The sequence below is a fragment of the Pseudomonas sp. P8_229 genome (genome assembly GCF_034008635.1).
GTDB lineage: Bacteria > Pseudomonadota > Gammaproteobacteria > Pseudomonadales > Pseudomonadaceae > Aquipseudomonas.
Map to the genome: position 1 here is coordinate 5,881,502 of NZ_CP125378.1, position 20,702 is coordinate 5,902,203.

Genomic DNA, 20,702 nt, shown 5'->3' on the forward strand with positions numbered 1-20,702 from the left:
TTGAATTTTCAAGCCGCGCTGCCTGCTTTCTGATCAACGAACACTCGTTGGCACCGGTCAAAGTGCAGTTGGGACGTTTCTCCGGGAAGCGGCTCCCACGCAACATCGGTCATGCAAGCTGGGGACAGACGATGACTCAGCATCATTTCTCGCTGTTCCGGTGTGCGCCAGTCCCAAGCCTCAAGCAGGTCCAATTGCTCCTCAAGCCACTCACTGACAACTCGGGTTTCGGCCAGTGTGGCAGCCGCATCGACGTGGTAGGTCAGCAACCAGCGCTTGAGGTTGTCTCGCAGGATGCTTCTGGCTTGCTCGCCCGATTCCGGAGTGCGTAGCCATGGCGCCGGATTCGGTACCGGATACATTCCAGGCCTACTGTTGTCCGCGCTTTTCCAATGGTCCTGGTCCCAATACAGCACGCTGCTGATCGGCCCGAGCAGCAGCGGCCATTCGGTTTCTTTCATGTTGCCCAGGCAGCGGGCCAGAACCCGGTTGTCCTGGAAGCGGAACAGTGAGCGCTCGCCATCTTCATCAATGACCATACGGGCAATCCAGTGCCGGGTAAGACTGTCGAGATCAGCCTTGTCCATACTGCCGATCCAGCCCCAGTTGCGCTGTGGGTCTTCGAGTAGTTTGCGGAAAGCATCGTTGCCCGGGTTCTGCAGTTCAGTCAGCCATGGACTGATAGCGGCGAATTTTGAGAACTCGGTACGTCGGTAAAGTTGTACCGAGCGTTGCATGACGCCGGCGCTGTACAGCGAGGTGACCGGGTTGGGTTCGGCGAGGCTGTCCAGTGCCAAAATCAGCACGCGATTGAGTCTGGACTGTTCGCCTAGCCAGTTGTTGAGTACTTCGCTCATGCTGTGGCTCCCAGATCGCAGTTGCCTTCGCGGCAGGCTTCGCAGATCGGACAGCGTATGTCGCCGGTAGCGCGAGCGGCTTTGGCCAAGGCCATCTGTGCGGCGGCCGGGACGAGCAGGGCACCTGCTTTGTCTTTCGCTGCGGCCCACGGGATGACAGGTTCCAGAATCCCGATTCCCGTCCCCACTCCAGGCGCACCGCCGGTATTCACCTTCACCTCAGCCCCGCTGATGGTCACCCCACCGGCATCCACCTTCACAAAACTCCCGCCAGCCTTGGCGGTCAGCTCCATGCCACCCTCGATCACCACTTTCTCACCCGCGTGATAGTGAATCTCGGTCCCAGCCTCGACAAACTGCGCCGTACCGACCTTCACATGCTGCGTCACGCCCACCGTCAGGTGATCATCTGCGCGCATCTCACTGACACGATCCAGATGGGTAATCCGGTGTTCCTCGACCTTGAACTCGCTCAGGGTGTTGGCTTCAACCGTGTCATGCCGCTCATTCCCCACGCGGATCTTCTGGTCGTGCTCGATGTTCTCGTCCCAGTCGCGCTGGGCATGGATATAGATCTGCTCCACGCCCTTTTTGTCTTCGATGCGGAACTCGTTGTAGCCCTTGCCGCCCGGGGAGCTGAGGGTCTTGAAGGTGCTGCGGGTCTTGTTCGCCGGCAGGTCGTAGGGGACGACGTTTTCCTTGTGGTACAGGCAGCCGGTGACGAGTGGCTGGTCGGGGTCGCCTTCGAGGAAGGTGACGAGTACTTCCATGCCGATGCGCGGGATGGCGATGCCGCCGTAGGCCGCGCCGGCCCAGCCGCTGGCGACGCGTAGCCAGCAGGTGGTTTTGTCGTCGCTTTGGCCGTCGCGGTCCCAGTGGAACTGGACTTTGATGCGGCCGTACTGGTCGCAGTGGATTTCTTCACCTTTAGGGCCGGTGACGACCGCGGTCTGGCTGCCAAGGACTTTTGGTTTCGGGTGTTCGAGGGCAGGGCGGTAGTGCGCATCCCACGGCGTGGCGAGGAAGCTGTTGCGGTAGCCCTGGTGGAAATCGCTTTTGTTGTCGGTAACGTCGCTGGTGACGTTCTCGCCCAGCACTTGCGGTTGTTTGCCTTCGTGAAAGACTTCCAGCAGCAGCCACAGGTCGTTCCATTCAGCGCGCGGGTGTTCGGCCAGGGTCAGGAAGTGGCCGCTGGTCAGGGTCGGTTCGTCACCTTTGCCTTCGGCGAGTTTGTAGTCGCTGCGATGACGTTCAAGGGCGCGAGTCGAGAGGAATTTGCCGCGTTCGCGGGTGGTGAAGCGACCGGGGTAATCGTAGTCTTCGAGGTCTGGGGCGAACTCGGATTTGACCGCGCCTTCGGGCAGGATCTTCGGTTTTTCGAAGTCGTAGTCGCGGCGGCTGACGCGGGTGGTGCGGGTTTCCAGGCGCAGGTTGAAACGCTTGATCACCGGTTTGTCGGCGCTCATGCCGGAGTCTTGCTGGTAGCTCACGGCCTTGAGTTTGCGGAACACCGTCTGGTCGTCGCCGAACACCAGTTTGTGCCCGCTGCTGCTGTGCTGGAAGTGGAAGTGAATGCCTTCCTCTTCGCACAGGCGCTGGATGAAGTGCAGGTCGGACTCGTCGTACTGCACACAGTAATCGCGCTGCGGGTACTCGGCGTTGAGCTGGAAGCTGTAAGCGTCGGCCAGAATGCCGCGATCTTCGAGGACCTGGGCGATGATCTTCGGCACGGTGAGGTTCTGGAAAATCTGCTGGTCATGATTGTGCCGCAGATAGGCCAGTTGCGGCACCAGGCTGATGCTGTAACGGGTCAGGGTCTTGCCGGAATCGCCTTGCTCGATGCGATACACCAGGCCGTGAATCTTGCCCTCGCCGGTGGCGCCGAAGGTCAGCACGCCGGGCTTGTGCAGCAGCTCTTCGAGTTTGAGGTCGGGGCGGGCGCTGACCAGTTCGAGGTCGAAACGGAAAGGCTCGTTGAGGGCTTCGCGACCGGTGAAGCTGAGCACTTGCAGGTCGGCGGAGGCGCCTTCGAGCGTAAGGGTAATGTGGGTAGCGTTGGCGTCCAGCATGCCTTGAATTCCGTCCGTTGAATAAGCAGGTGACGGATGATGGAGGATTAAACCGCCTCGTTCAAGGCGCAAATGCCGTAGGGACGGGGGCCGCAGGGCATAGGGAAAACCCTTATGTCGGCGATTTCGCCTAATGAAACCGGGCACTTCGTCGTCATGAACGCGTGTCGAACGCGCAGGTCGGGCCAGCCCTGCGCTGAAGAATGATCGGTCAGTTTCAGACTAAAGTCGCCTTCAGCCCGTCAAAGCCATCTGCCATCATTGCGCCTCACCCCTGCGTGTCCACTTCTTCCCGGCTGTTTTTGACCCGGGACGGGAGCTATTTTTCTGGCTAACTGCGCCCCGGCGCAAACGCTGTACTGTTGGAGTTTTTCATGCGTCCCCCATTTCCCCTCATCACCCCGCGCCAGGCGTTTGGCTTCGGAGCCGTTGTGCTGTGCGCAGGTTTTGCCGCGCAGGCTCAGGCCAGTGGTTTTCTCGAAGACACCACGGCGAAAATCGAATCGCGCACGGTGTACTTCAACCGCGATTTCCGTGATGGGCACACCTCCAGCGACCAGGGCGCTTCCAAGCGTGAAGAGTCGGCACAGGGCTTCATTCTCAATCTGCAATCGGGCTACACCGAGGGCACGGTCGGCTTCGGTCTCGATGCGCTGGGCATGCTCGGCTTTCAGCTCGATTCCAGCCCTGATCGCAGCAACAGCGGCTTGCTGCCGTCCAGCGGCGAGAACCCGCGCGGCTCGAAGGGCCAGTACGCGAAAATGGGCCTGACCGCCAAGGTCAAAGTCTCGGACACGGTGCTGAAGTACGGCGCGTTGCTGCCGGATCTGCCGCTGCTCAAGTACAACGACGGTCGTTTGCTGCCGACCATGTTCAACGGCGCCATGCTGACCTCCAAAGAGGTCAAGGATCTGACCTTCATGGCCGCGCGTCTGGACAAGTACACCGCGCGCGATTCCACCGATTCGCAAGACATCCGCGTGCACTGCAAGAACAAGCGCTACGCCTGTAACACCACCGCCGATCATTTCGACATGTACGGCTTGGACTACAAGATCAACGATCGCCTGACCACGCAGTATCACTACGCGGAGCTGGAAGATATTTACCGTCAGCACTTCATCGGTTTGCTGGGCAATCAGCCGTTGGGCGACGGCGTATTGAAGGCTGACCTGCGTTTGATCAAGAGTGCCGACAGCGGCGCTGAGCGTGCCGGCTCCATCGACAACCGCGCCTTGAGCGGCATGCTCTCGTACGGCATCAGTGGCCACACCTTCAGCGCCGGCTGGCAGCGCATGAACGGCGACAACTCGATGCCGTACCTCGATGGCAGCAATCCGTATCTGGTCAACTACGTGCAGGTCAACGACTTCGCCGCGGCGCAGGAGCGTTCCTGGCAGCTGCGTTACGACTATGACTTCAAGGCCATCGGCATCAACGGCCTGAGCTTCCTGACCCGTTATGTGAACGGTGACCACATCAAGGTCCCGGGCAGCGATCAGGAAGGCAAAGAGTGGGAACGCGACAGCGAGCTGAAGTACGTGATCCAGACGGGCACGTTCAAGGATGTCAGCTTGCGTCTGCGTAATGCGACTTACCGCACCAACTATGAAAAGTTTGCGCGGGATGTGGATGAGACCCGGTTGATTGTGAGTTACAACTTTTCGGTGTTGTAACCCTTAGAATTGTGGCGCCTGGGAGACCGCTATCGCGAGCAGGCTCACTCCTACAGGGATCGATGGCGAACACGCTATTCGCGTCTACCAAAATCCCTTTGTAGGAGTGAGCCTGCTCGCGATTGGGTCCGAAAGCCACCGCTACAACCAATGCCAGAACCGGCTCCAGAAGCCCCGATTCAGGTCTTCCTTGCACCCGGCATACTGCCGCGCATACACGTCGGACCGCACCTGTACCTTGCGTGCAGTCGGCATCAGCCAGGCCTTGCTGGCGTAGGTCTTGTTGCGGAAACCGCCCCAGCCCTCGTGGTAGTTGAGGTACTGGTTATAGGCGTCGTACTTGTACACGCCGTTGATCGAGGTGGTCTTGTCCATGTACCAGCCGACGAAGTCGATGGCATCGTCGAAGTCTTCGCGGTCGGCGCCGTGTCTGCCGGTGCTTTTCTGATAATCGGACCAGACTTCATCCTTGGCCTGAGCGTATCCCGACGCCGTCGTGACCCGACCCCACGGGATCACCCACAACAGGTATTTGCGCGGCGTCTTGGCGTCGTAGCGGTAGCCGGACTCCTGATACATGATCGCGAAGGGCACCTGGATCGGTACGCCCCAGCGCTTCTGCGTGACTTGCGCGGCGTCGTACCAATCGCTTTTCTCGCGGAAGATTTCGCAGATGTCTTCAGGCGATCGCGGCGGCGAGGTGCCGCAACCGCTGAGTAATCCCGCCAGTATCAAAAGTCCCGCCGTCCGCCCCGAAATCAAACTGTCATCCCCATGCGCGCAAAAAGGGCGACAGTCTACGCGCTCAGTTCAACTGGTGACGATAGGGTAAATCCGGACCGGTCTTGCTGCACGTAAGGGCGGCCGCCTGTACGGCAAACCTGAGCATTGCGTCGATCTGCTCGCGGCTGAGTTGTTGCACACCTTCAACCGAGTCCAGGCCTTGCTCGGTCAGCCAGGTGATCAACGCGGCCTGGAAGGTATCGCCGGCGCCGACGGTATCGGCGATTTTCACCGAGCACGCCGGCACCGACCACGAACCATGCGCGCGGCTGAACGCGGTCGCGCCTGCACCGCCACGGGTCAGGAACACCACCTGGCAGCGATGCTGCAGCCAGCCTTCGATGACCCGTTGTGGGTCTTGCTCGGGATACAGCAGGCTCAGGTCTTCATCGCTGACCTTGATCATGTCGGCCAGTTGCACCAGGGTCGCCACGCGCTCGCGCCACAGGTTGATGTTCGGCTCGGGGTTGAGGCGCACGTTGGGGTCGAGGGTGATCAGGCGCTTGCCGCTTTCGCGTTGCACCAGGGTCAGCAGGGTGTCGGCAATCGGTTGCACCACCAGCGAGAACGAGCCGATGTGCAATCCGCGCACGTCCGCGCCAAGCTCCGGCAGATGCGCAACGCTCAACTGGCGATCGGCACAGCCTTCACCGCGAAAGCTGTAATGCGGCGAACCATTGGCGCCGACCGCGACCATCGCCAGGGTGGTCGGCGCGGCGAAGTCCAGCAGATAGTCCGGGCGCACACCTTCTTCGCGCAGCACTTGCTGCAAACGCCGGCCCAGGTAATCCGTGGACAGCCCGGCAAACAGCGCTGAATCCACACCCAAGCGGCGCAAACCGACGGCGACGTTGAACGGCGAGCCGCCGGCAATCGCCTTGAAATTCACTTTTGAGGCCAGACCGCTGGCATCGTCTTCGCTGAAGAAATCGAACAGGGCTTCGCCACACACCAAATACATAATTGTTTGCTCTTTATAGGGTTGCGACATGCTGTTGATAGCGTTCATAGACCTGCTGGAACGCCGCGACATTGGCGGCAACCGGCAGGGTTTCACTGCTCAGGTCGAGCTTCACGCAGCGTTCGCACAGGGTCGAAAGGCTGTCTTCGTGACCGTTCGACCATGACTTGCACCACGCTGCCTGAATCGCTGCGCCAAGGGCTGCGGCTTCGCTTTGCTCGGTGCAGATCACCGGGGTGTTCATGATGTCGGCAACGATCTGCCGCCACACCGCACTTTTCGAGCCGCCGCCGATCAGGCAAATGCTGCGGCTTTGTAAACCATTGTGGCGCAACAGATCCAGTCCATAACGCAAACCGAAGGTCGTACCCTCGACCGCGGCACGACACAGATTGGCCTGGGTCAGGTTGCTCAGGGTCAGCCCGTGCAGGCTGCCGGTGGCATGGGGCAGGGCGGGGACGCGTTCACCATTGAGGAACGGCAGCATGCTCACGCCTTCGGCGCCGATGGGCGCCTGGGCGACGAGGTCGTTGAACTGTTGCAGATCGAGGTCGAACAGCTCGCGGATCGCCCCGGTGGCGTTGGTCAGGTTCATGGTGCAGATCAGCGGCAGCCAGCCACCGCTGGAAGAACAGAACGTCGCGACTGACGCATCCGGGCTGACCTTCGGCGCCTCGGCGTAGGCGTACACCGTGCCGGAGGAGCCGAGGCTCATGGTAATCGCTCCCGGCTGAATGTTGCCGGTGCCGATCGCGCCCAGCATGTTGTCGCCACCGCCGCTGGAAACCAGCGCATTCGGGTTGAGGCCGAGCTGTTCGGCAATCGCCGGCAGCAGCGTGCCGACCGCCTGATGCGCGTCGACCAGCTCCGGCAACGCCGCTTGCAGGCGCCCCGTGGCGTCGATGTCGCGCAGCAGTTGCAAGTCCCACTGACGGCTGCGCACGTTGAAATAACCGGTGCCGGAGGCGTCTCCGTATTCGCTGCAGGCGCGGCCGGTGAGCCAGAAGTTCAGATAGTCGTGGGGCAGCAGGATGCGTGCGATGCGTGAGAACAGTGCCGGGTGCTGTTCTTTGGTCCACAGCAGTTTCGACACGGTGTAGCCCGGCGCGATGACCACGCCGAGGCGCTCCAGCGAACCTTTTTCACCGCCCAGGTGTTTGAGCAGACGGTCGTTTTCGTCAGCGGTTTCGGTGTCGCACCACAGCTTGGCCGGGCGCAGCACCTGGCCCTGGTCGTCGAGCAGTACCAGGCCGTGTTGCTGGCCGGAGACGCCGATGCCAAGGATCGACTGGCCGTCGATATTGGCCGCGAGCAAGGCGCGGCGGGTGGCGAGGGCGAAGGCGTCCAGCCACTGCCGGGTGTCTTGCTCGCGGCGGCCGTTGGCGCCGCTGATCATCGTGTGCGTGGCGGCGCCCTGACCGAGCACCTGACCGCTGGCGGCATCGAGGATGATCGCCTTGGTGCCCTGGGTGCCGCAGTCGATGCCGAGGAAGAGTTGTCGGGTTGTCACAGTGAGGTCCTCAGGGTGTCAGGTCTGCCAATGTGAGGCTGCCATTCGCGAGCAGGCTCACTCCCACATTTTGAAATGCGTTCCTCTGTGGGAGCGGGCTTGCTCGCGAAGGCGTCAGTCGTCTCAGCGCTGGACTCAGGCCAGCACCCGCTCCAACGTGCGCGTCACACCCACCTCGCGCAAACTGTCGCAGCACCATTCGAACGCCGCAACAAACTCCGCCGAACGTGGAATTGCCGTGCCGAAAATCTCCTCAACCGCCAGCAAACGCTGGGTGGTCAACGCATCATCCGCCACCAGTCCCTGACAAAACGCCGCGCGCGGATCGGGAATCGAATAGGTATCACCATTCTCATCCACCCCCTTCAGATACAGCGCCCAGGCCGCCGCCACCAACGCTGCGCGCTTGGTCTCACGGCCGTCGGCAATCAAGCGATTGATCGTCGGAATGGTGAACTTGGGAAACTTCGACGAGCCGTCCGAGCACACCCGCTCCAGTTGATCGGCGATTGCCTGATTGGAAAATCGCGCCACCAGCGTGTCTTTGTAATCAGTCAGATCAATGCCCGGTACCGGCGCCAGTTGCGGGGTGACGTCGAGGTCCATGTAGGCGCGCATGTAGCGCACGAACAGCGGGTCGTTCATGGTTTCGTGGACGAAGCGATAGCCCTTCAGAAAGCCCAGGTAGGTCAGGGCCAGGTGGCTGCCGTTGAGCAGTTTGATCTTCATTTCTTCGTAAGGCGAAACGTCATCGGTGAACTGCACGCCGACCTGTTCCCAGGCCGGACGACCGTTGACGAATTTGTCTTCCAGCACCCACTGCACAAACGGCTCGCAGACCACCGGCCAGGCGTCGTCCACCGCGTGTTTGTCGGCCAGTTGCAGGCGATGCGCGGTGCTGGTCATCGGCGTGATGCGGTCGACCATGGCGTTGGGGAAACTGACGTTCTGCTCAATCCAGTCGCGCAGCCCTTTATCACGCAGGGTCGCGAATGCGAGTAGTGCCTTGCGGGTCACTGCGCCGTTGTGCGGCAGGTTATCGCAGGACATGATCGTGAACGCCGGAGTGCCTGCGCCGCGGCGCTTTTCCAGCGCTGCGCAGAGAAAGCCGAACACGGTTGTCGGTGCGCCCGGGTTCGCCAGATCGTGCAGGATCTGCGGCAAGTGCGCCATGAATTCGCCGTTGCTGTCATCGATGCAGTAACCGCCCTCGGTGATGGTCAGCGAGACGATGCGGATCTGCGGATCGGCGAGTTTGTCGATCAGCGCCTGTGCGCCATCCTCGGCCAGGAGCATGTCGCGAATCGCGCCGATCACCCGTACTTCGGTGTCATCGCTGTCGCCGAGTTCGAACAGGGTGAACAGGTAGTCCTGCTCTTTGAGATCGTCACGGGCACGGCGGTCTTCAGCGCGCAGGCCGACACCGCAAATGGCCCAGTCCAGAGCCTGACCGGTGTTCATCAGCGCATCGGTGTAATACGCCTGATGCGCGCGGTGGAAGCCGCCGACGCCAATGTGTGCGATGCCCTGGCGGGTGTCGCTGAGGCTGTAGGCCGGCAGTTGCACCTCGGGAGCGAGGCGATGCAGGTTGTGTCTGTTCAGTTTCATCGGGCAAGTCTCGAAATTCAGGCCGCCGCGCGCAGCGGGCGGGTCAGCGCCACGCCGTCGGCGTCGAACAGGTGGCAATGGCTGGCGTCCAGGTGCAGGTTCAGTTGCTCGCCATAGCGGCTCGCGAGGTCACCGCGTACACGCATGGTCAGGGCTTCGCCGGCGTTGGTGGTGACGTGGCAGAAGGTGTCGCTGCCGAGGCGTTCGCTGACGTCGGCGGTGACTTGCAGGGTACAGTCGCCCGGTCGCGCCAGTTCCAGATGCTCCGGGCGAATGCCCAGGGTCACGGCGCTGCCGACGCTCAGATTGGCGGCGTTGAACGGCAGGGTGATGCGCGTTCCGGCGTCCAGCGACACTTCGCAGCTCTGGCCGTCGACCCGGGCGATCCTGCCCTTGAGGAAACCCATTTTTGGTGTGCCAAGGAAACCGGCGACGAACAGGTTGGCCGGGTTGTGATAGAGGTCCAGCGGCGAGCCGACCTGCTCGATCTTGCCGCCATTGAGCACCACGACCTTGTCAGCCATGGTCATTGCTTCGACCTGATCGTGGGTCACGTAGATCATGGTTGCCTGCAGGTCCTTGTGCAGGCGCAGCAGCTCCAGTCGCATCTGCACCCGCAGCGCGGCGTCGAGGTTGGACAGCGGTTCGTCGAACAGGAAAATCTTCGGATTGCGCACGATCGCCCGGCCGATGGCGACACGTTGGCGCTGCCCGCCGGACAGTTGTTTTGGCTTGCGTTCCAGCATCGGCCCGAGTTCGAGAATGCGCGCCGCTTCGCCGACTTTCTTTTCGACTTCGGCTTTTGGCACACCCGCCAGATCGAGGGCGAACGACATGTTTTTCTTTACGGTCATGTGCGGGTACAGCGCGTAGGTCTGAAACACCATCGCCAGATCGCGCTTGGCCGGGCTGACTTCGGTGATGTCGCGGCCATCGAGTTCGATGGTGCCGCCGCTGACTTCTTCCAGGCCGGCAATCAGCCGCAGCAGGGTGGATTTGCCGCAGCCGGACGGGCCGACGAAGACCACGAATTCCTTGTCGTTCACCTCAAGGTCGATGCCCTTGATGATGGAGAAACCTTCGAAGCCTTTTTGCAGATTGTTGATTTTCAGGTTGGCCATGATGATGGGCCTCCAGATGTTGTTATTCGTTTGAGCCAGACGGGCTTTTCTGTAGGAGTGAGCCTGCTCGCGATAGGGCCATGTCAGCCGACATCGCCGTTGAATGACACTCCGCTATCGCGAGCAGGCTCACTCCTGCAGGGGATTGTGTTGAGTTGGTGAGATTCATTTCACCGCGCCAAAGGAGAGGCCGCGCACCAGTTGTTTCTGGCTGATCCAGCCGAAGATCAGGATCGGCGCACAGGCCAGGGTCGAGACCGCCGACAATTTGGCCCAGAACAAGCCTTCAGGACTTGAGTACGAGGCGATCAGCGCGGTCAGTGGCGCGGCTTTCGACGAGGTCAGGTTCAGCGACCAGAACGCCTCGTTCCAGCACAGGATCAGCGACAGCAGCACGGTCGAGGCGAGGCCGCCCTTGGCGATCGGCAGCAGCACGCGGACCATTTCCTGCCACAGGGTGGCGCCGTCGAGGCGGGCGGCTTCGAGGATGTCTTTGGGGATGTCCTTGAAGTAGGTGTAAACCATCCAGACCACGATCGGCAGGTTGATCAGGGTGTAGATCACAATCAACGCGATGCGCGTATCGAGCAGACCGAAACTCTTGGCCAGCAGGTAGATCGGCATCAGCACGCCCACTGGCGGCAGCATCTTGGTCGAGAGCATCCACAGTAGCGTGCCCTTGGTGCGCTGGGTTTCGTAGAACGCCATCGAGTAGGCGGCGGGCACCGCGATCAGCAGACACAGGGCTGTAGCGCTGAACGAGATCACCACCGAGTTCCAGGCAAAACTGAAGTAGTCGCTGCGCTCGTTGATGTGCAGGTAGTTTTCCAGCGTTGGCGTGAAGATGAATTGCGGCGGCGTGGCGAAGGCGTCGATTTCGGTCTTGAAACTGGTCATTACCATCCAGAAGATCGGGAAGAAAATCACGATCGCGATGGCCCAGGCCAGGGTGCCGAGCAGCAGGCTTTGCAGCCGGCGGGATTGTTGAAGAGTCATGGCAGGCCTCAGGCTTTGTCAGTCAGGTTTTTGCCGATCATCCGCACCAGAATGATCGCGGCGATGTTGGCGATGACCACGGCAATCAAGCCGCCCGCCGAAGCCATGCCGACGTCGAACTGCACCAGCGCCTGGTTGTAGATCAGGTAGGCGAGGTTGGTCGAGGCGTAACCGGGGCCGCCGTTGGTGGTGGTGAAAATCTCGGCGAACACCGACAGCAGGAAGATCGTTTCGATCATCACCACCACGGCAATCGGTCTTGCCAGGTGCGGCAGGGTCAGGTGCCAGAAGATCGCGATCGGCCCAGCACCGTCCAGGCGTGCGGCCTCTTTCTGTTCCTGATCGAGGGACTGCATGGCCGTCATCAGGATCAGGATCGCGAAGGGCAGCCATTGCCACGAAACAATGATGATGATCGACAGCAGCGGGTAGTGCGCCAGCCAGTCCACCGGGTCGGCGCCGAACAGCCGCCAGACGTAAGCGAGGATTCCCGAAACCGGATGGAAAATCAGGTTCTTCCAGATCAGCGCTCCCACGGTGGGCATGATGAAGAATGGCGAGATCAGCATCACCCGCACGATGCCGCGGCCGAGAAACTCACTGGCCTCGAGCAACGCGCTGATCAGCACGCCGAACACGATGCTGATCAGTAGCACGCTGCCGACCAGCAACAGGGTATTGGTGGCGCCGGGCAGGAAGCCCGAGTCGGTGAGGAAGTAGGTGAAGTTCTCCAGCCCGACGAATTCGTTCACACCCGGATCGAGCAGGTTGTAGCGAATCATCGAAAAGTAAATGGTCATGCCCAATGGCACGATCATCCACAGCAGCAACAGGGCCACCGAAGGGCTGACCAGAAACCAGCCGGGATTGGCCACGCGGTTTTTGCGCTGGGGCCGGGACAGGTCGATGTGGGCTTTGGCAGTTGAAGTATTCATGGCAATCACAACCGAGTCATACAGACCTATGGAGAGCCCCTGTGGGAGCGGGCTTGCTCGCGAAAGCGGTGGGTCAGTGTCATGTGTATTGGCTGACACGACGCCTTCGCGAGCAAGCCCGTTCCCACAGAAGGCAGGAGCGAGCTTTGCGGGTTACTTGGGATAACCGGCGCGCTTCATCTCGCGTTCGGTGGTTTGCTGTGCGGCGGCCAGGGCTTGATCGACCGTGGTCTGGCCGATCAGTGCCGCCGAGAACAGCTTGCCGACCTGAGTACCCACGCCCTGGAACTCAGGGATGGTCACCAGTTGAATGCCGATGTAGGGCACTGGTTTCAGCGTCGGTTTGCTCGGGTCAGCGGCCTTGAGCGACTCCAGCGTGACCTTGGCGAACGGCGCGGCCGCCATGTAGGCGTCGCTGTAGGTCGAGGCGCGGGTGCCCGGCGGCACATTGGCAATGCCGTCAGTCTTGGCCACCAGTTCGCCGTACTCTTTGGACGTGGCCCAGGCGCTGAATGCTTTCGCGGCGTCCTTGGCCTTGGAACTGGTCGGAATCGCCAATGCCCACGAGTAAAGCCATGCCGAACCTTTATCGGTGACCTGATGCGGCGCGAAGGTGAAGCCGACGTGATCGGCGACCTTGCTCTGAGTCTTGTCGGTCACGAACGAGCCGGCGACGCTGGCGTCGACCCAGATCGCGCATTTGCCGCTGTTGAACAGCGCCAGGTTCTCGTTGAAGCCGTTGCTGGAGGCGCCCGGCGGGCCGGATTTTTTCATGGTGTCGACATAAAAGTTCAGCGCGTTCTTCCACTCGGGACCGTTGAATTCCGGCTGCCATTTCTCATCGAACCAACGCGCGCCATAGGCGTTGGCCACGGTGGTGATCAGCGCCATGTTCTCGCCCCAACCGGCCTTGCCGCGCAGGCAGATGCCGTACTGCTCTTTATCTTTGTTGGTGAGCTTCTCGGCGAAGCCGGCGATCTGCTCCCAGGTCGGGCGCTCGGGCATGGTCAGCCCGGCATCCTTGAACAGGTCGGTGCGGTAGTAGGTGATCGAGCTTTCGGCGTAAAACGGCAGGGCGTACAGCGAGCCTTTGACCGACAGGCCTTCGCGTACCGACGGGAACACATCGTCGAGGGCGTAACTGGCCGGCAGATCCTTCATCGGTTCCAGCCAGCCCTTGGCACCCCAGAGTGCCGCTTCGTACATGCCGATGGTCAATACGTCGAACTGACCACCCTGGGTGGCGATGTCGGTGGTCAGGCGCTGGCGCAGGACGTTTTCTTCCAGCACCACCCAATTGAGCTTGATGTCCGGATGCTCGGTCTCGAAGGTTTTCGAGAGCTTTTGCATGCGGATCATGTCGCTGTTGTTGACGGTGGCGATGGTCAGGGTCTGGGCGCCAAGGCTGACGCTGCTGAGGGTCATGCAGGTGAGGGCAAGCAGAGCTTTTGCAATGGGTTGCATCGTGCACTCCTTTTCTGCACCCGGCGGGTGGCAGAAGGACAGTTATTGTTTTTGTGTCTTCCGAATGCAGGAAGAATGTGTGCTGATTACAGCCCTCAATCGACAGACTGACAAATCATCCGTCGCACTAAAAACAATACTTTTTTGCACTGTGGATTGTCGGGATAAACGCAGGGAAGGGCTTTTCAGCGGGGAAAGGTTGGCGAATGTGTACAGGTTTCATCCAAGACTGTAGGAGTGAGCCTGCTCGCGAATACGGTGTGTCAGCGACATATTTGTCAACTGATCCTCCGCCTTCGCGAGCAGGCTCACTCCTACAGGGGGGCTGTTGTCAGTTGTGGTTCTGCTCGGTCAGGCGTTGTACCGCCAGGCGTCGATAGTGCGACGGCGTCATGCCCTTGAGTTGCAGAAAGCGTCGATTGAAATTGGAGATGTTGTTGAACCCCGACTCGAAACACACGTCGGTCACCGGTTTGTTGCCGTCGGCGAGCAGTTCGCAGGATTTGCTGATGCGCAGGCGATTGACGAACTCGATGAAGTTACGCCCAGTGGCCTGTTTGAACACGCGGCTGAAATAGGTCGGCGTCATCCCCAGATGCTCGGCGACTTCTTCCAGCGTCAGTTCCCGGGCGTAATGGGTGAAGATGAAATCGACGGCGCGGTTGGTGCGGTCGATGTTGTGCTCGTCGGCCAGTTGCGTGTTGGTGGCGCCGGACAGCAGTTGATAATCGTCAGTTGCCGCCAGCAATTCCATCAGGATGAAAAAGTGTCCGAGCCGGGTGATGCCGCGAGTGTCGGCAATTCGTTGCATCAGGGTCATGGCCTGATGGATTGTGTCTTTGTCTCGAAACTCGATGCCGTACTGCGCGCGCTCCAGCAATGGCGCCAGAGTCTTGAGCTCGGCGAACACCTGATGTCCGCTGTCGAACAACTCGTCAGTGAAGTTCACCAGCATGTCGCGCTTTTCCACCACCTCGTCTTCGCCCACCTGGCTGATCCAGTTGTGCGGCAGATTGGGGCCGGTGAGGAACAGCGATTGCGGATAGAAGTTGCCGATGTAGTCGCCGATGAACACCTTGCCGGAACTGGCAACAATCAGGTGCAGTTCGTATTCCTTGTGGAAATGCCAGCGCACCAACGGGCAGGGGAAACCGTGCTGACGGTAGATGATGGACAACCCGTTATGGTCGTCCATCAACTCGTAGGAGGGGTCCGTGATTCTGGTTGCCCGAGTCATGTCCGATGCGTTCTGTCGTTATGTCAGATGCTCATCATGCACGCCCGCCATCGACAGTTCCAGCGCCTCAGCCGCGGGCTTTCCTCAGTCCTTTGGCGTGGTTGATCTGCTGGCAATAGTCGGCCAGCCGAGTGGCACCGACGAAGTCGGCATTGATAATGCTGCACTTCGGCGCCCATCCCGATTCCGGACCAAACCATTGATTGAGTTCGTTGGTGATGCGCTTGACGCCGGCCAACTCGCCGTAGCTGGTGGCCGACAGCGACCAGAGGTTGCCGGTTGCCGGTGGGTTGGCCAGCGTTCGCGAAATGTGTTGCTGCAGTTGCTCGGTAGAGGTGATGTCCGAGCCGCTCCATTCATGGCGGATCTTCGGCCAGTACAGCGGTGAATTGAACTGGGGATGCCAATCACTTGCCAGCACCACTCGCTGTAACGCACTGGTTCGTTTAAGTTGCTCAAGTGTCAGGTGGCGGTTGTCTTGGGGAATGAGTCGCGGCGCCAGTTCAGTCATGATCACTTCATGGAAACCCTTGTAATCAAATGGCTCGTCGTTGACCCCCTTGAGCTCATGAAAGTCCAACACAATGAACTCGTCCCGATTGTCATTGAGGAATACTTCCAGGCTTTTTAGAAGTTCACTGAGCGAGCGCCCGCGGAACAGTTTATAGCCATGGAATGTATGGAATTTTTTTACCCCCAGCCAATGTTCATCCGAGTGCAGGCGCAAGTCGAAAGCACGGATGCCTTCGCTGAGTTGCTGAATGAAAGGACCATCCTGGCAGACAAACCAGTTAGTGGCGGGCTGCAGGTAGGCCGGATAGGAGAAATCGTGATCCAGCCCGGAATTATGGGCTCCGGGCCAGACCAGTTCGCCGAGAGTCAGTTGTTCAATGTAGGGCGAAGTGCTCATCCAGTTTTTGTAAGGGTAGTTATTCATGGTGCATTCCGTTGCAGATAAGTTGAGTTCTCGCTGATCAGTTAAATAATGGGATCAGGTCGAAAATATTCTTGGTTGCAGTGGAAACAAGTGCAAGACAATACTCTTTTCAAAGTATTGGTAATGTACTTTTGCAATTATAAATAATTAGCTTGTCTGGTTTTTCGCTTCGATCCATTGCGACATGTACTGCGTGCTTTTATGCAAATGATGGCGCAACATGCCGCCAGTAAAGTTGTTGCGCCGCAGCGCTGACAAGTTGTCGCGGCAATCCTGCAAACGTTCGATCAATGCCGGCCCATGGATACGCTGCCGATACCGCTCGTTCAACAAATCGATGCCAGCCTGTTGCGCACCCGTCCAGCGCAACTTGTCTTCGTGCAGTTTGACTGCCGCATCGGCCAGCGCCTGGGCTGACAGTGCCACGTCACCGGGCCATGGCAGTGCGCCGCACATGCCTTCTGCGCCGATGGGAGTCGTGACGTTGGGGGTGCCACAGAGCATGGCATCGACGATTTTGCCCTTGATCCCTGCGCCGAAACGCAAGGGCGCCAGGCACACCCGGGCTTGCGACATCACTTGCAGCGCGTCTTCGGCCCAGTTCATCACGTGAAAGCCCTGCGCCGCATTGTGCAACGCCGTGGCCTTGGGGGGCGTGTAAGCGCCGTAGACATGCAGTTGGGCACCGGGCAATTGCTGGCGGATGAGCGGCCAGACAGCCGTCTTCATCCACAGTACGGCGTCCCAGTTCGGCGCGTGGCGGAAATTGCCGATGCTCAGAAAGTGCGCCCGGTCCTCGAATGGCACAAAGTTCCCGCGCGGTGGTTCGAGCATCAGCGGGCACCAGTGCAGCAGATCGCGGGGGACCCGGAACTGCTCGACCAGCAACTGGATTTCCACTTCGGAAATCATCAGATTCAAGTCGCAGCGATACAGCGCAGCGATTTCCCGCTTGGCCAGGTCGGTGTCGGCCATCAACTCGAATTCTTCACGTAGCGCCGGGGTGAACAGCGCCGTGAAGTCCTGATTGTCCGGATCGTGCTTCAAGCGCTCCTTGAGCCGCTGGTGACGGGCGTGTCGCAGGCTTTGCAGGTCGGATGTCTCCAGTACCCGCAGGGCATTCGGGCAATGTTTCTCGACGCGCCAGCCGAACTGTTCTTCCATCATGAACTGGTCGAACAAGACGATATCCGGGGCCAGTTCACTGACGAAAGCGTCGAAGCTGCTGCTGTTGAGTTCTATCGGTACTTCGCAGATGCCCAGTTCGGCCAGGTCAGCCTTGTGTTCGCCGGGACCGGCGGGGCTGCTGAAGGTGATGTCCCAGCCTTGTTGCAGGAACGTTTCGAGAATCTGCATGACATGCCCGCTGGCCGCTGAAGAACGCGGTTCGGGCCAGACGTAACCGATGACCAGAACTTTGGTGGCGGGAGATGCGGGCATTGACGGATGTTCCTTGCAGGCAGGCGGGTAAAAACGCGGCGCAATTAGACCACATCTGAGTCAGGTTTTTACAGGGCGGGAAGTTTACCGACTTGCGGGTTTGACCTTGTCATGTAACGCGGAAAGCGTTTTTTTCGAAATTTCATTATTGTCGAAACATTGGAAAAGTTTACTAACTTAACTTTTTTTAATTTTTGTTTTTAGCTCGGTATGTTGTATGTGGCTCAATTAACTCAAGTCGGCATCAATGCCTGGCCTCGTACCGGAAAGTCAACTTATGAAAATGAATGCAGATATTTTTGATCTGGGTGCCGCAGCACCTGAGAACTGCGGCTTATTGGCGCTGCTGGATCCCTGGGGAACACAAGGCAACTCGAACGAACCACGCGTGGAGGCGCTCACAGAGTTGCCCGCCGGACAAAATGCGGAAGACTTCATCGATTCGGTGAATATCAAGGAACTTGGTGACAAAATTGCCATTCATTGTGCCGCGTTGATGGATCCTGCCAGTTTTCACCCGGCCTATTTTATCCGCACCCGCATCGAAGATACGGCACGTGCGCTGGTCACTGAACCCAAGGCGCTGGCCCAGATCACCTATGACGCAATCATTGCGGTCAAGTATCTGGAACATGATGCGGTCAACCGCAGCGATTCGCTGAAACCCGAGAGACCACCGGCCAAGTGGCGTCAGAAAAACTTCACGCTGGCGGAGATCTGCACCGATCACCATCTGGTAGTGCTGAAGGAACATGGCTACAAGAAAATTCTCTGGCCTTCGTTCTATCCCAAGGCATTGATCGAGGCCTTTGTGGATGCCAACTACCAGGACGATTTCAAGCAGTACGTGAGGGACAACCTTTTACCTGACGGCGCACGGGTGTTCGGCAACTATCTGAAGCGAACGGAACTGATAAAACTGGTGGTCGAATTTATCAAGGACGAGAAACAGTCTGTCGATGATCGGCAAATAGCTTTTGCATTTTTGAAAGGCACCCTGACGCCGCGCACTCTGCTTTTGCACAGTGACCCGAGTCTGCCAGTCGATAACGCGGTTTTCATCGGGCCCGACAACCTGGCCAAAGGCATTCTGTTCTTTCTGGGCGAGGACAGGCAGGCCATGGTTTTCCCGGCCGGACATGAGGCACGGGGGGCGTTTCTCGAAAGCAATGCCCAACTGCAGACGTTACTGCTCAAGCGGGTATCGCTTCGCGCGCAACAACAGGCGCATGTCAGGGACTTCAAATATCGCGGCATGGAAATGCCATTGTTTGCGACTCGACCGCATTATCGGGAGCTGGTGTTCAAGCCCAGCAGCAATATCGGTCGCAGCCTGTATGAGTTTCAGGTCGTGCGCGCGTGGGCGGATATCGATACCCTGGTGTCGACATCGGAGGAGCGTATAACCGACCTGGCGCTCGAGGCTGCGGGGCACGTCCTGCAATGTCTGGCATTGGCTGCTTCGATGCCTTGGGGAGGCAGCGGTGTGCTGGCCTCAACCTCGGTGAAAGTTCTGGTATCCCTGCTGGTGGGACTCGGAGCGGCGTCAACCGATCTGATCCGTGCGGAAATTGCCGACGATCCCGCCGAAACCGACCGTTTGCGCATCACTGCCGCGATAGGCGTACTGGCTGAACTGGCGGGTCCTGTCGGCGAGAGATTGATCGGAAAAACGTTATCGGCTGCGGCGAAAAAACGCTTGAGCCAGCGAATTCTCAATACCCTGAGCCAAGCGAACAGGCCCTCGTTGTTGCGTCGGCCGGGCGGGACTCTTTCGCGTCACCTGGCGAGTACGGTTGGCAAGGAGATACCCGATGTAGCGAAAGGAGCGGTGGTCGCCGGTCAACTGCAGGAGCTGGCGGGAGGGCCGAGTGTCGCGCAACTGATCGTCAATGAAACCCAGATTGTGCATCATGCCGGGCCCCAGAAGGGGGTTGTGTATCAGGGATTCACCTTTCGCGGAGACACCCGGGATCCATCGATTATATTCAAGGAAGGTTTTCGCCAGCGCACGCCTATCACGGACCTCAATCAGGTCAACGGCTTCAAGGGTGGCTACGGCGGCGCGCACGATGCGTTGGCACCGGACGGTGCCGGCATTTCAACGTCGGCATTTTACAAGAAGGATGGTGCTGGAGCCTTTATCTACGGTGGCGCCAAGGGCGGCCACACATACTTCATCGACGCCCGGCAACTGGAAGGGTTTCACTTGTATGCCAACACCGAGCTGGCGTTTCGGCCCAACTCCGGGCTGAAGATATTGCCACCGCTGGAAATCAACTATGCCGTCGATATTTCCCCTCGACTGATCCTTGGGGCCTACGACAGTGCGGGTAAATTCATCCCCAATCCACAGGCGCTGCGATTGGCCATCCAGGCGAGTCATGACGGCGTCAGTAACGGATTCGGCCGGGATGTTGCAAAAAAGGTCGGCGGTGGTGCTGATCAAATGATTCCCACCGAGGGTCTGGCTTACGGCAATGAAGCCGGGGCCGAGTAAACAACGATGCCTGGGGGCAATCGGTTTGCCCCCAGGCATCGTCCGCGATTACTTGCCCAGGATGCTCTTGACCTTGTCACGCAGTTGATCGATCGAAAACGGTTTGCCGATCACGTGCATGTCCGCGGGTACGTCGATGTTTTCAGCGTAACCGCTGGCGAACAGGATGGGCAGGGCGGGGCGCAGTTCCCGGGCTTTGCCGGCCAGTTCACGACCGTCCATGCCTGGCAGGCCGAAGTCGGTCATCATCAAATCGATTGACTTGCTCGAGTCTGCGAGAATCGCCAGTGCCGGCTCGCTGTCGTTTGCCTCCAGCACATTGAACTCCAGCTCCTCCAGCACATCGACGATGAGCATGCGCACGATGTTGTCGTCTTCAACTACTAGGATGGTGGGCGCTGGGATGGACATAGTGAAGGCTCTCAAGAAAGGAATGCGGGGGTCTCGGCCGGTCGAAAATGCCGGGCTCTTGCATGAGTAAGTGGCGCATGGCCACAAGTTCCCCGATGGATGCAAAAAAGATTAGCTGCAATCGGCGCGGCAAGGATAACTGTTGGTGGATCGGCAAGCGCAGCAAATGTAGGAAATTGCCGCCAAAGCAGTGAGAA

16 protein-coding genes are annotated in these 20,702 nt (G+C 59.3%); 2 read left to right on the top strand and 14 right to left on the bottom strand.

Annotation, left to right across the window (positions count from 1 at the left end; translation table 11 throughout):
• Positions 1-8 precede the first annotated feature (8 nt).
• Both QMK55_RS26540 and QMK55_RS26545 read right to left on the bottom strand, forming a co-directional pair.
• Positions 9-857 carry a DUF4123 domain-containing protein gene (locus tag QMK55_RS26540; protein WP_320328131.1) on the bottom strand — a complete coding sequence of 283 codons (849 nt, stop codon included), beginning with the start codon at positions 855-857 and terminating at the stop codon, positions 9-11.
• Positions 854-2,926: a type VI secretion system tip protein VgrG gene (locus QMK55_RS26545; RefSeq protein WP_320328132.1), complete on the bottom strand. Its 2,073-nt coding sequence runs from the start codon at positions 2,924-2,926 to the stop codon at positions 854-856. Before QMK55_RS26545 ends, QMK55_RS26540 begins: the two co-directional genes overlap by 4 nt.
• Positions 2,927-3,300: 374 nt before the next feature.
• Here QMK55_RS26545 and QMK55_RS26550 point away from each other — a divergent pair, with 374 nt between their 5' ends.
• Entirely contained in the window at positions 3,301-4,602 is a 1,302-nt protein-coding gene (locus QMK55_RS26550) for an OprD family porin (RefSeq protein ID WP_102356142.1), read from the top strand.
• A 141-nt stretch (positions 4,603-4,743) separates the two neighbouring features.
• Here the strand turns inward: QMK55_RS26550 and QMK55_RS26555 are convergent, their stop codons facing one another.
• The 11 genes from QMK55_RS26555 to QMK55_RS26605 all read right to left on the bottom strand — a co-directional run bounded on the left by QMK55_RS26555 (position 4,744) and on the right by QMK55_RS26605 (position 17,594).
• Complete coding sequence (locus tag QMK55_RS26555) at positions 4,744-5,364, bottom strand: hypothetical protein (protein WP_102356143.1); 621 nt, start codon at positions 5,362-5,364, stop codon at positions 4,744-4,746.
• 43 nt (positions 5,365-5,407) lie between these two features.
• Positions 5,408-6,346 carry a carbohydrate kinase gene (locus tag QMK55_RS26560; protein WP_320328133.1) on the bottom strand — a complete coding sequence of 313 codons (939 nt, stop codon included), beginning with the start codon at positions 6,344-6,346 and terminating at the stop codon, positions 5,408-5,410.
• Between the two features lie 13 nt (positions 6,347-6,359).
• Entirely contained in the window at positions 6,360-7,856 is a 1,497-nt protein-coding gene (gene xylB / locus QMK55_RS26565; protein WP_320328134.1) for a xylulokinase, read from the bottom strand.
• A 135-nt stretch (positions 7,857-7,991) separates the two neighbouring features.
• Complete coding sequence (locus QMK55_RS26570; RefSeq protein WP_320328135.1) at positions 7,992-9,464, bottom strand: mannitol dehydrogenase family protein; 1,473 nt, start codon at positions 9,462-9,464, stop codon at positions 7,992-7,994.
• 17 nt (positions 9,465-9,481) lie between these two features.
• Positions 9,482-10,585, bottom strand: a complete 1,104-nt coding sequence (locus QMK55_RS26575; protein ID WP_320328136.1) for a sn-glycerol-3-phosphate ABC transporter ATP-binding protein UgpC — start codon at positions 10,583-10,585, stop codon at positions 9,482-9,484.
• A gap of 165 nt (positions 10,586-10,750) precedes the next feature.
• Positions 10,751-11,581, bottom strand: coding sequence for a carbohydrate ABC transporter permease (locus tag QMK55_RS26580; RefSeq protein WP_034154211.1), 831 nt, complete (start codon positions 11,579-11,581; stop codon positions 10,751-10,753).
• An 8-nt stretch (positions 11,582-11,589) separates the two neighbouring features.
• Positions 11,590-12,516: a carbohydrate ABC transporter permease gene (locus QMK55_RS26585; RefSeq protein ID WP_102356201.1), complete on the bottom strand. Its 927-nt coding sequence runs from the start codon at positions 12,514-12,516 to the stop codon at positions 11,590-11,592.
• 153 nt (positions 12,517-12,669) lie between these two features.
• Positions 12,670-13,980: an ABC transporter substrate-binding protein gene (locus QMK55_RS26590; protein ID WP_102356148.1), complete on the bottom strand. Its 1,311-nt coding sequence runs from the start codon at positions 13,978-13,980 to the stop codon at positions 12,670-12,672.
• 331 nt (positions 13,981-14,311) lie between these two features.
• Complete coding sequence (locus QMK55_RS26595) at positions 14,312-15,217, bottom strand: AraC family transcriptional regulator (RefSeq protein WP_102356149.1); 906 nt, start codon at positions 15,215-15,217, stop codon at positions 14,312-14,314.
• Between the two features lie 67 nt (positions 15,218-15,284).
• Complete coding sequence (locus QMK55_RS26600; protein ID WP_320328137.1) at positions 15,285-16,154, bottom strand: phospholipase; 870 nt, start codon at positions 16,152-16,154, stop codon at positions 15,285-15,287.
• A gap of 147 nt (positions 16,155-16,301) precedes the next feature.
• Positions 16,302-17,594 carry a glycosyltransferase gene (locus tag QMK55_RS26605; protein WP_320328138.1) on the bottom strand — a complete coding sequence of 431 codons (1,293 nt, stop codon included), beginning with the start codon at positions 17,592-17,594 and terminating at the stop codon, positions 16,302-16,304.
• A gap of 277 nt (positions 17,595-17,871) precedes the next feature.
• On the opposite strand from QMK55_RS26605, the gene QMK55_RS26610 reads away from it, so the two are divergent.
• Complete coding sequence (locus tag QMK55_RS26610) at positions 17,872-20,094, top strand: hypothetical protein (RefSeq protein WP_320328139.1); 2,223 nt, start codon at positions 17,872-17,874, stop codon at positions 20,092-20,094.
• 48 nt (positions 20,095-20,142) lie between these two features.
• Here the strand turns inward: QMK55_RS26610 and QMK55_RS26615 are convergent, their stop codons facing one another.
• Positions 20,143-20,505 carry a response regulator gene (locus QMK55_RS26615; protein ID WP_320328140.1) on the bottom strand — a complete coding sequence of 121 codons (363 nt, stop codon included), beginning with the start codon at positions 20,503-20,505 and terminating at the stop codon, positions 20,143-20,145.
• Positions 20,506-20,702: the final 197 nt, after the last annotated feature.

What these genes read in the sequence shown, in the direction of transcription:
- QMK55_RS26540 (WP_320328131.1), bottom strand. Translation starts at nt 857, where the DNA reads ATGAGCGAAGTACTCAACAACTGGCTAGGCGAACAGTCCAGACTCAAT.
- QMK55_RS26545 (WP_320328132.1), bottom strand. Translation starts at nt 2,926, where the DNA reads ATGCTGGACGCCAACGCTACCCACATTACCCTTACGCTCGAAGGCGCC.
- QMK55_RS26550 (WP_102356142.1), top strand. Translation starts at nt 3,301, where the DNA reads ATGCGTCCCCCATTTCCCCTCATCACCCCGCGCCAGGCGTTTGGCTTC.
- QMK55_RS26560 (WP_320328133.1), bottom strand. Translation starts at nt 6,346, where the DNA reads ATGTATTTGGTGTGTGGCGAAGCCCTGTTCGATTTCTTCAGCGAAGAC.
- QMK55_RS26570 (WP_320328135.1), bottom strand. Translation starts at nt 9,464, where the DNA reads ATGAAACTGAACAGACACAACCTGCATCGCCTCGCTCCCGAGGTGCAA.
- QMK55_RS26575 (WP_320328136.1), bottom strand. Translation starts at nt 10,585, where the DNA reads ATGGCCAACCTGAAAATCAACAATCTGCAAAAAGGCTTCGAAGGTTTC.
- QMK55_RS26580 (WP_034154211.1), bottom strand. Translation starts at nt 11,581, where the DNA reads ATGACTCTTCAACAATCCCGCCGGCTGCAAAGCCTGCTGCTCGGCACC.
- QMK55_RS26585 (WP_102356201.1), bottom strand. Translation starts at nt 12,516, where the DNA reads ATGAATACTTCAACTGCCAAAGCCCACATCGACCTGTCCCGGCCCCAG.
- QMK55_RS26590 (WP_102356148.1), bottom strand. Translation starts at nt 13,980, where the DNA reads ATGCAACCCATTGCAAAAGCTCTGCTTGCCCTCACCTGCATGACCCTC.
- QMK55_RS26595 (WP_102356149.1), bottom strand. Translation starts at nt 15,217, where the DNA reads ATGACTCGGGCAACCAGAATCACGGACCCCTCCTACGAGTTGATGGAC.
- QMK55_RS26600 (WP_320328137.1), bottom strand. Translation starts at nt 16,154, where the DNA reads ATGAATAACTACCCTTACAAAAACTGGATGAGCACTTCGCCCTACATT.
- QMK55_RS26605 (WP_320328138.1), bottom strand. Translation starts at nt 17,594, where the DNA reads ATGCCCGCATCTCCCGCCACCAAAGTTCTGGTCATCGGTTACGTCTGG.
- QMK55_RS26610 (WP_320328139.1), top strand. Translation starts at nt 17,872, where the DNA reads ATGAAAATGAATGCAGATATTTTTGATCTGGGTGCCGCAGCACCTGAG.
- QMK55_RS26615 (WP_320328140.1), bottom strand. Translation starts at nt 20,505, where the DNA reads ATGTCCATCCCAGCGCCCACCATCCTAGTAGTTGAAGACGACAACATC.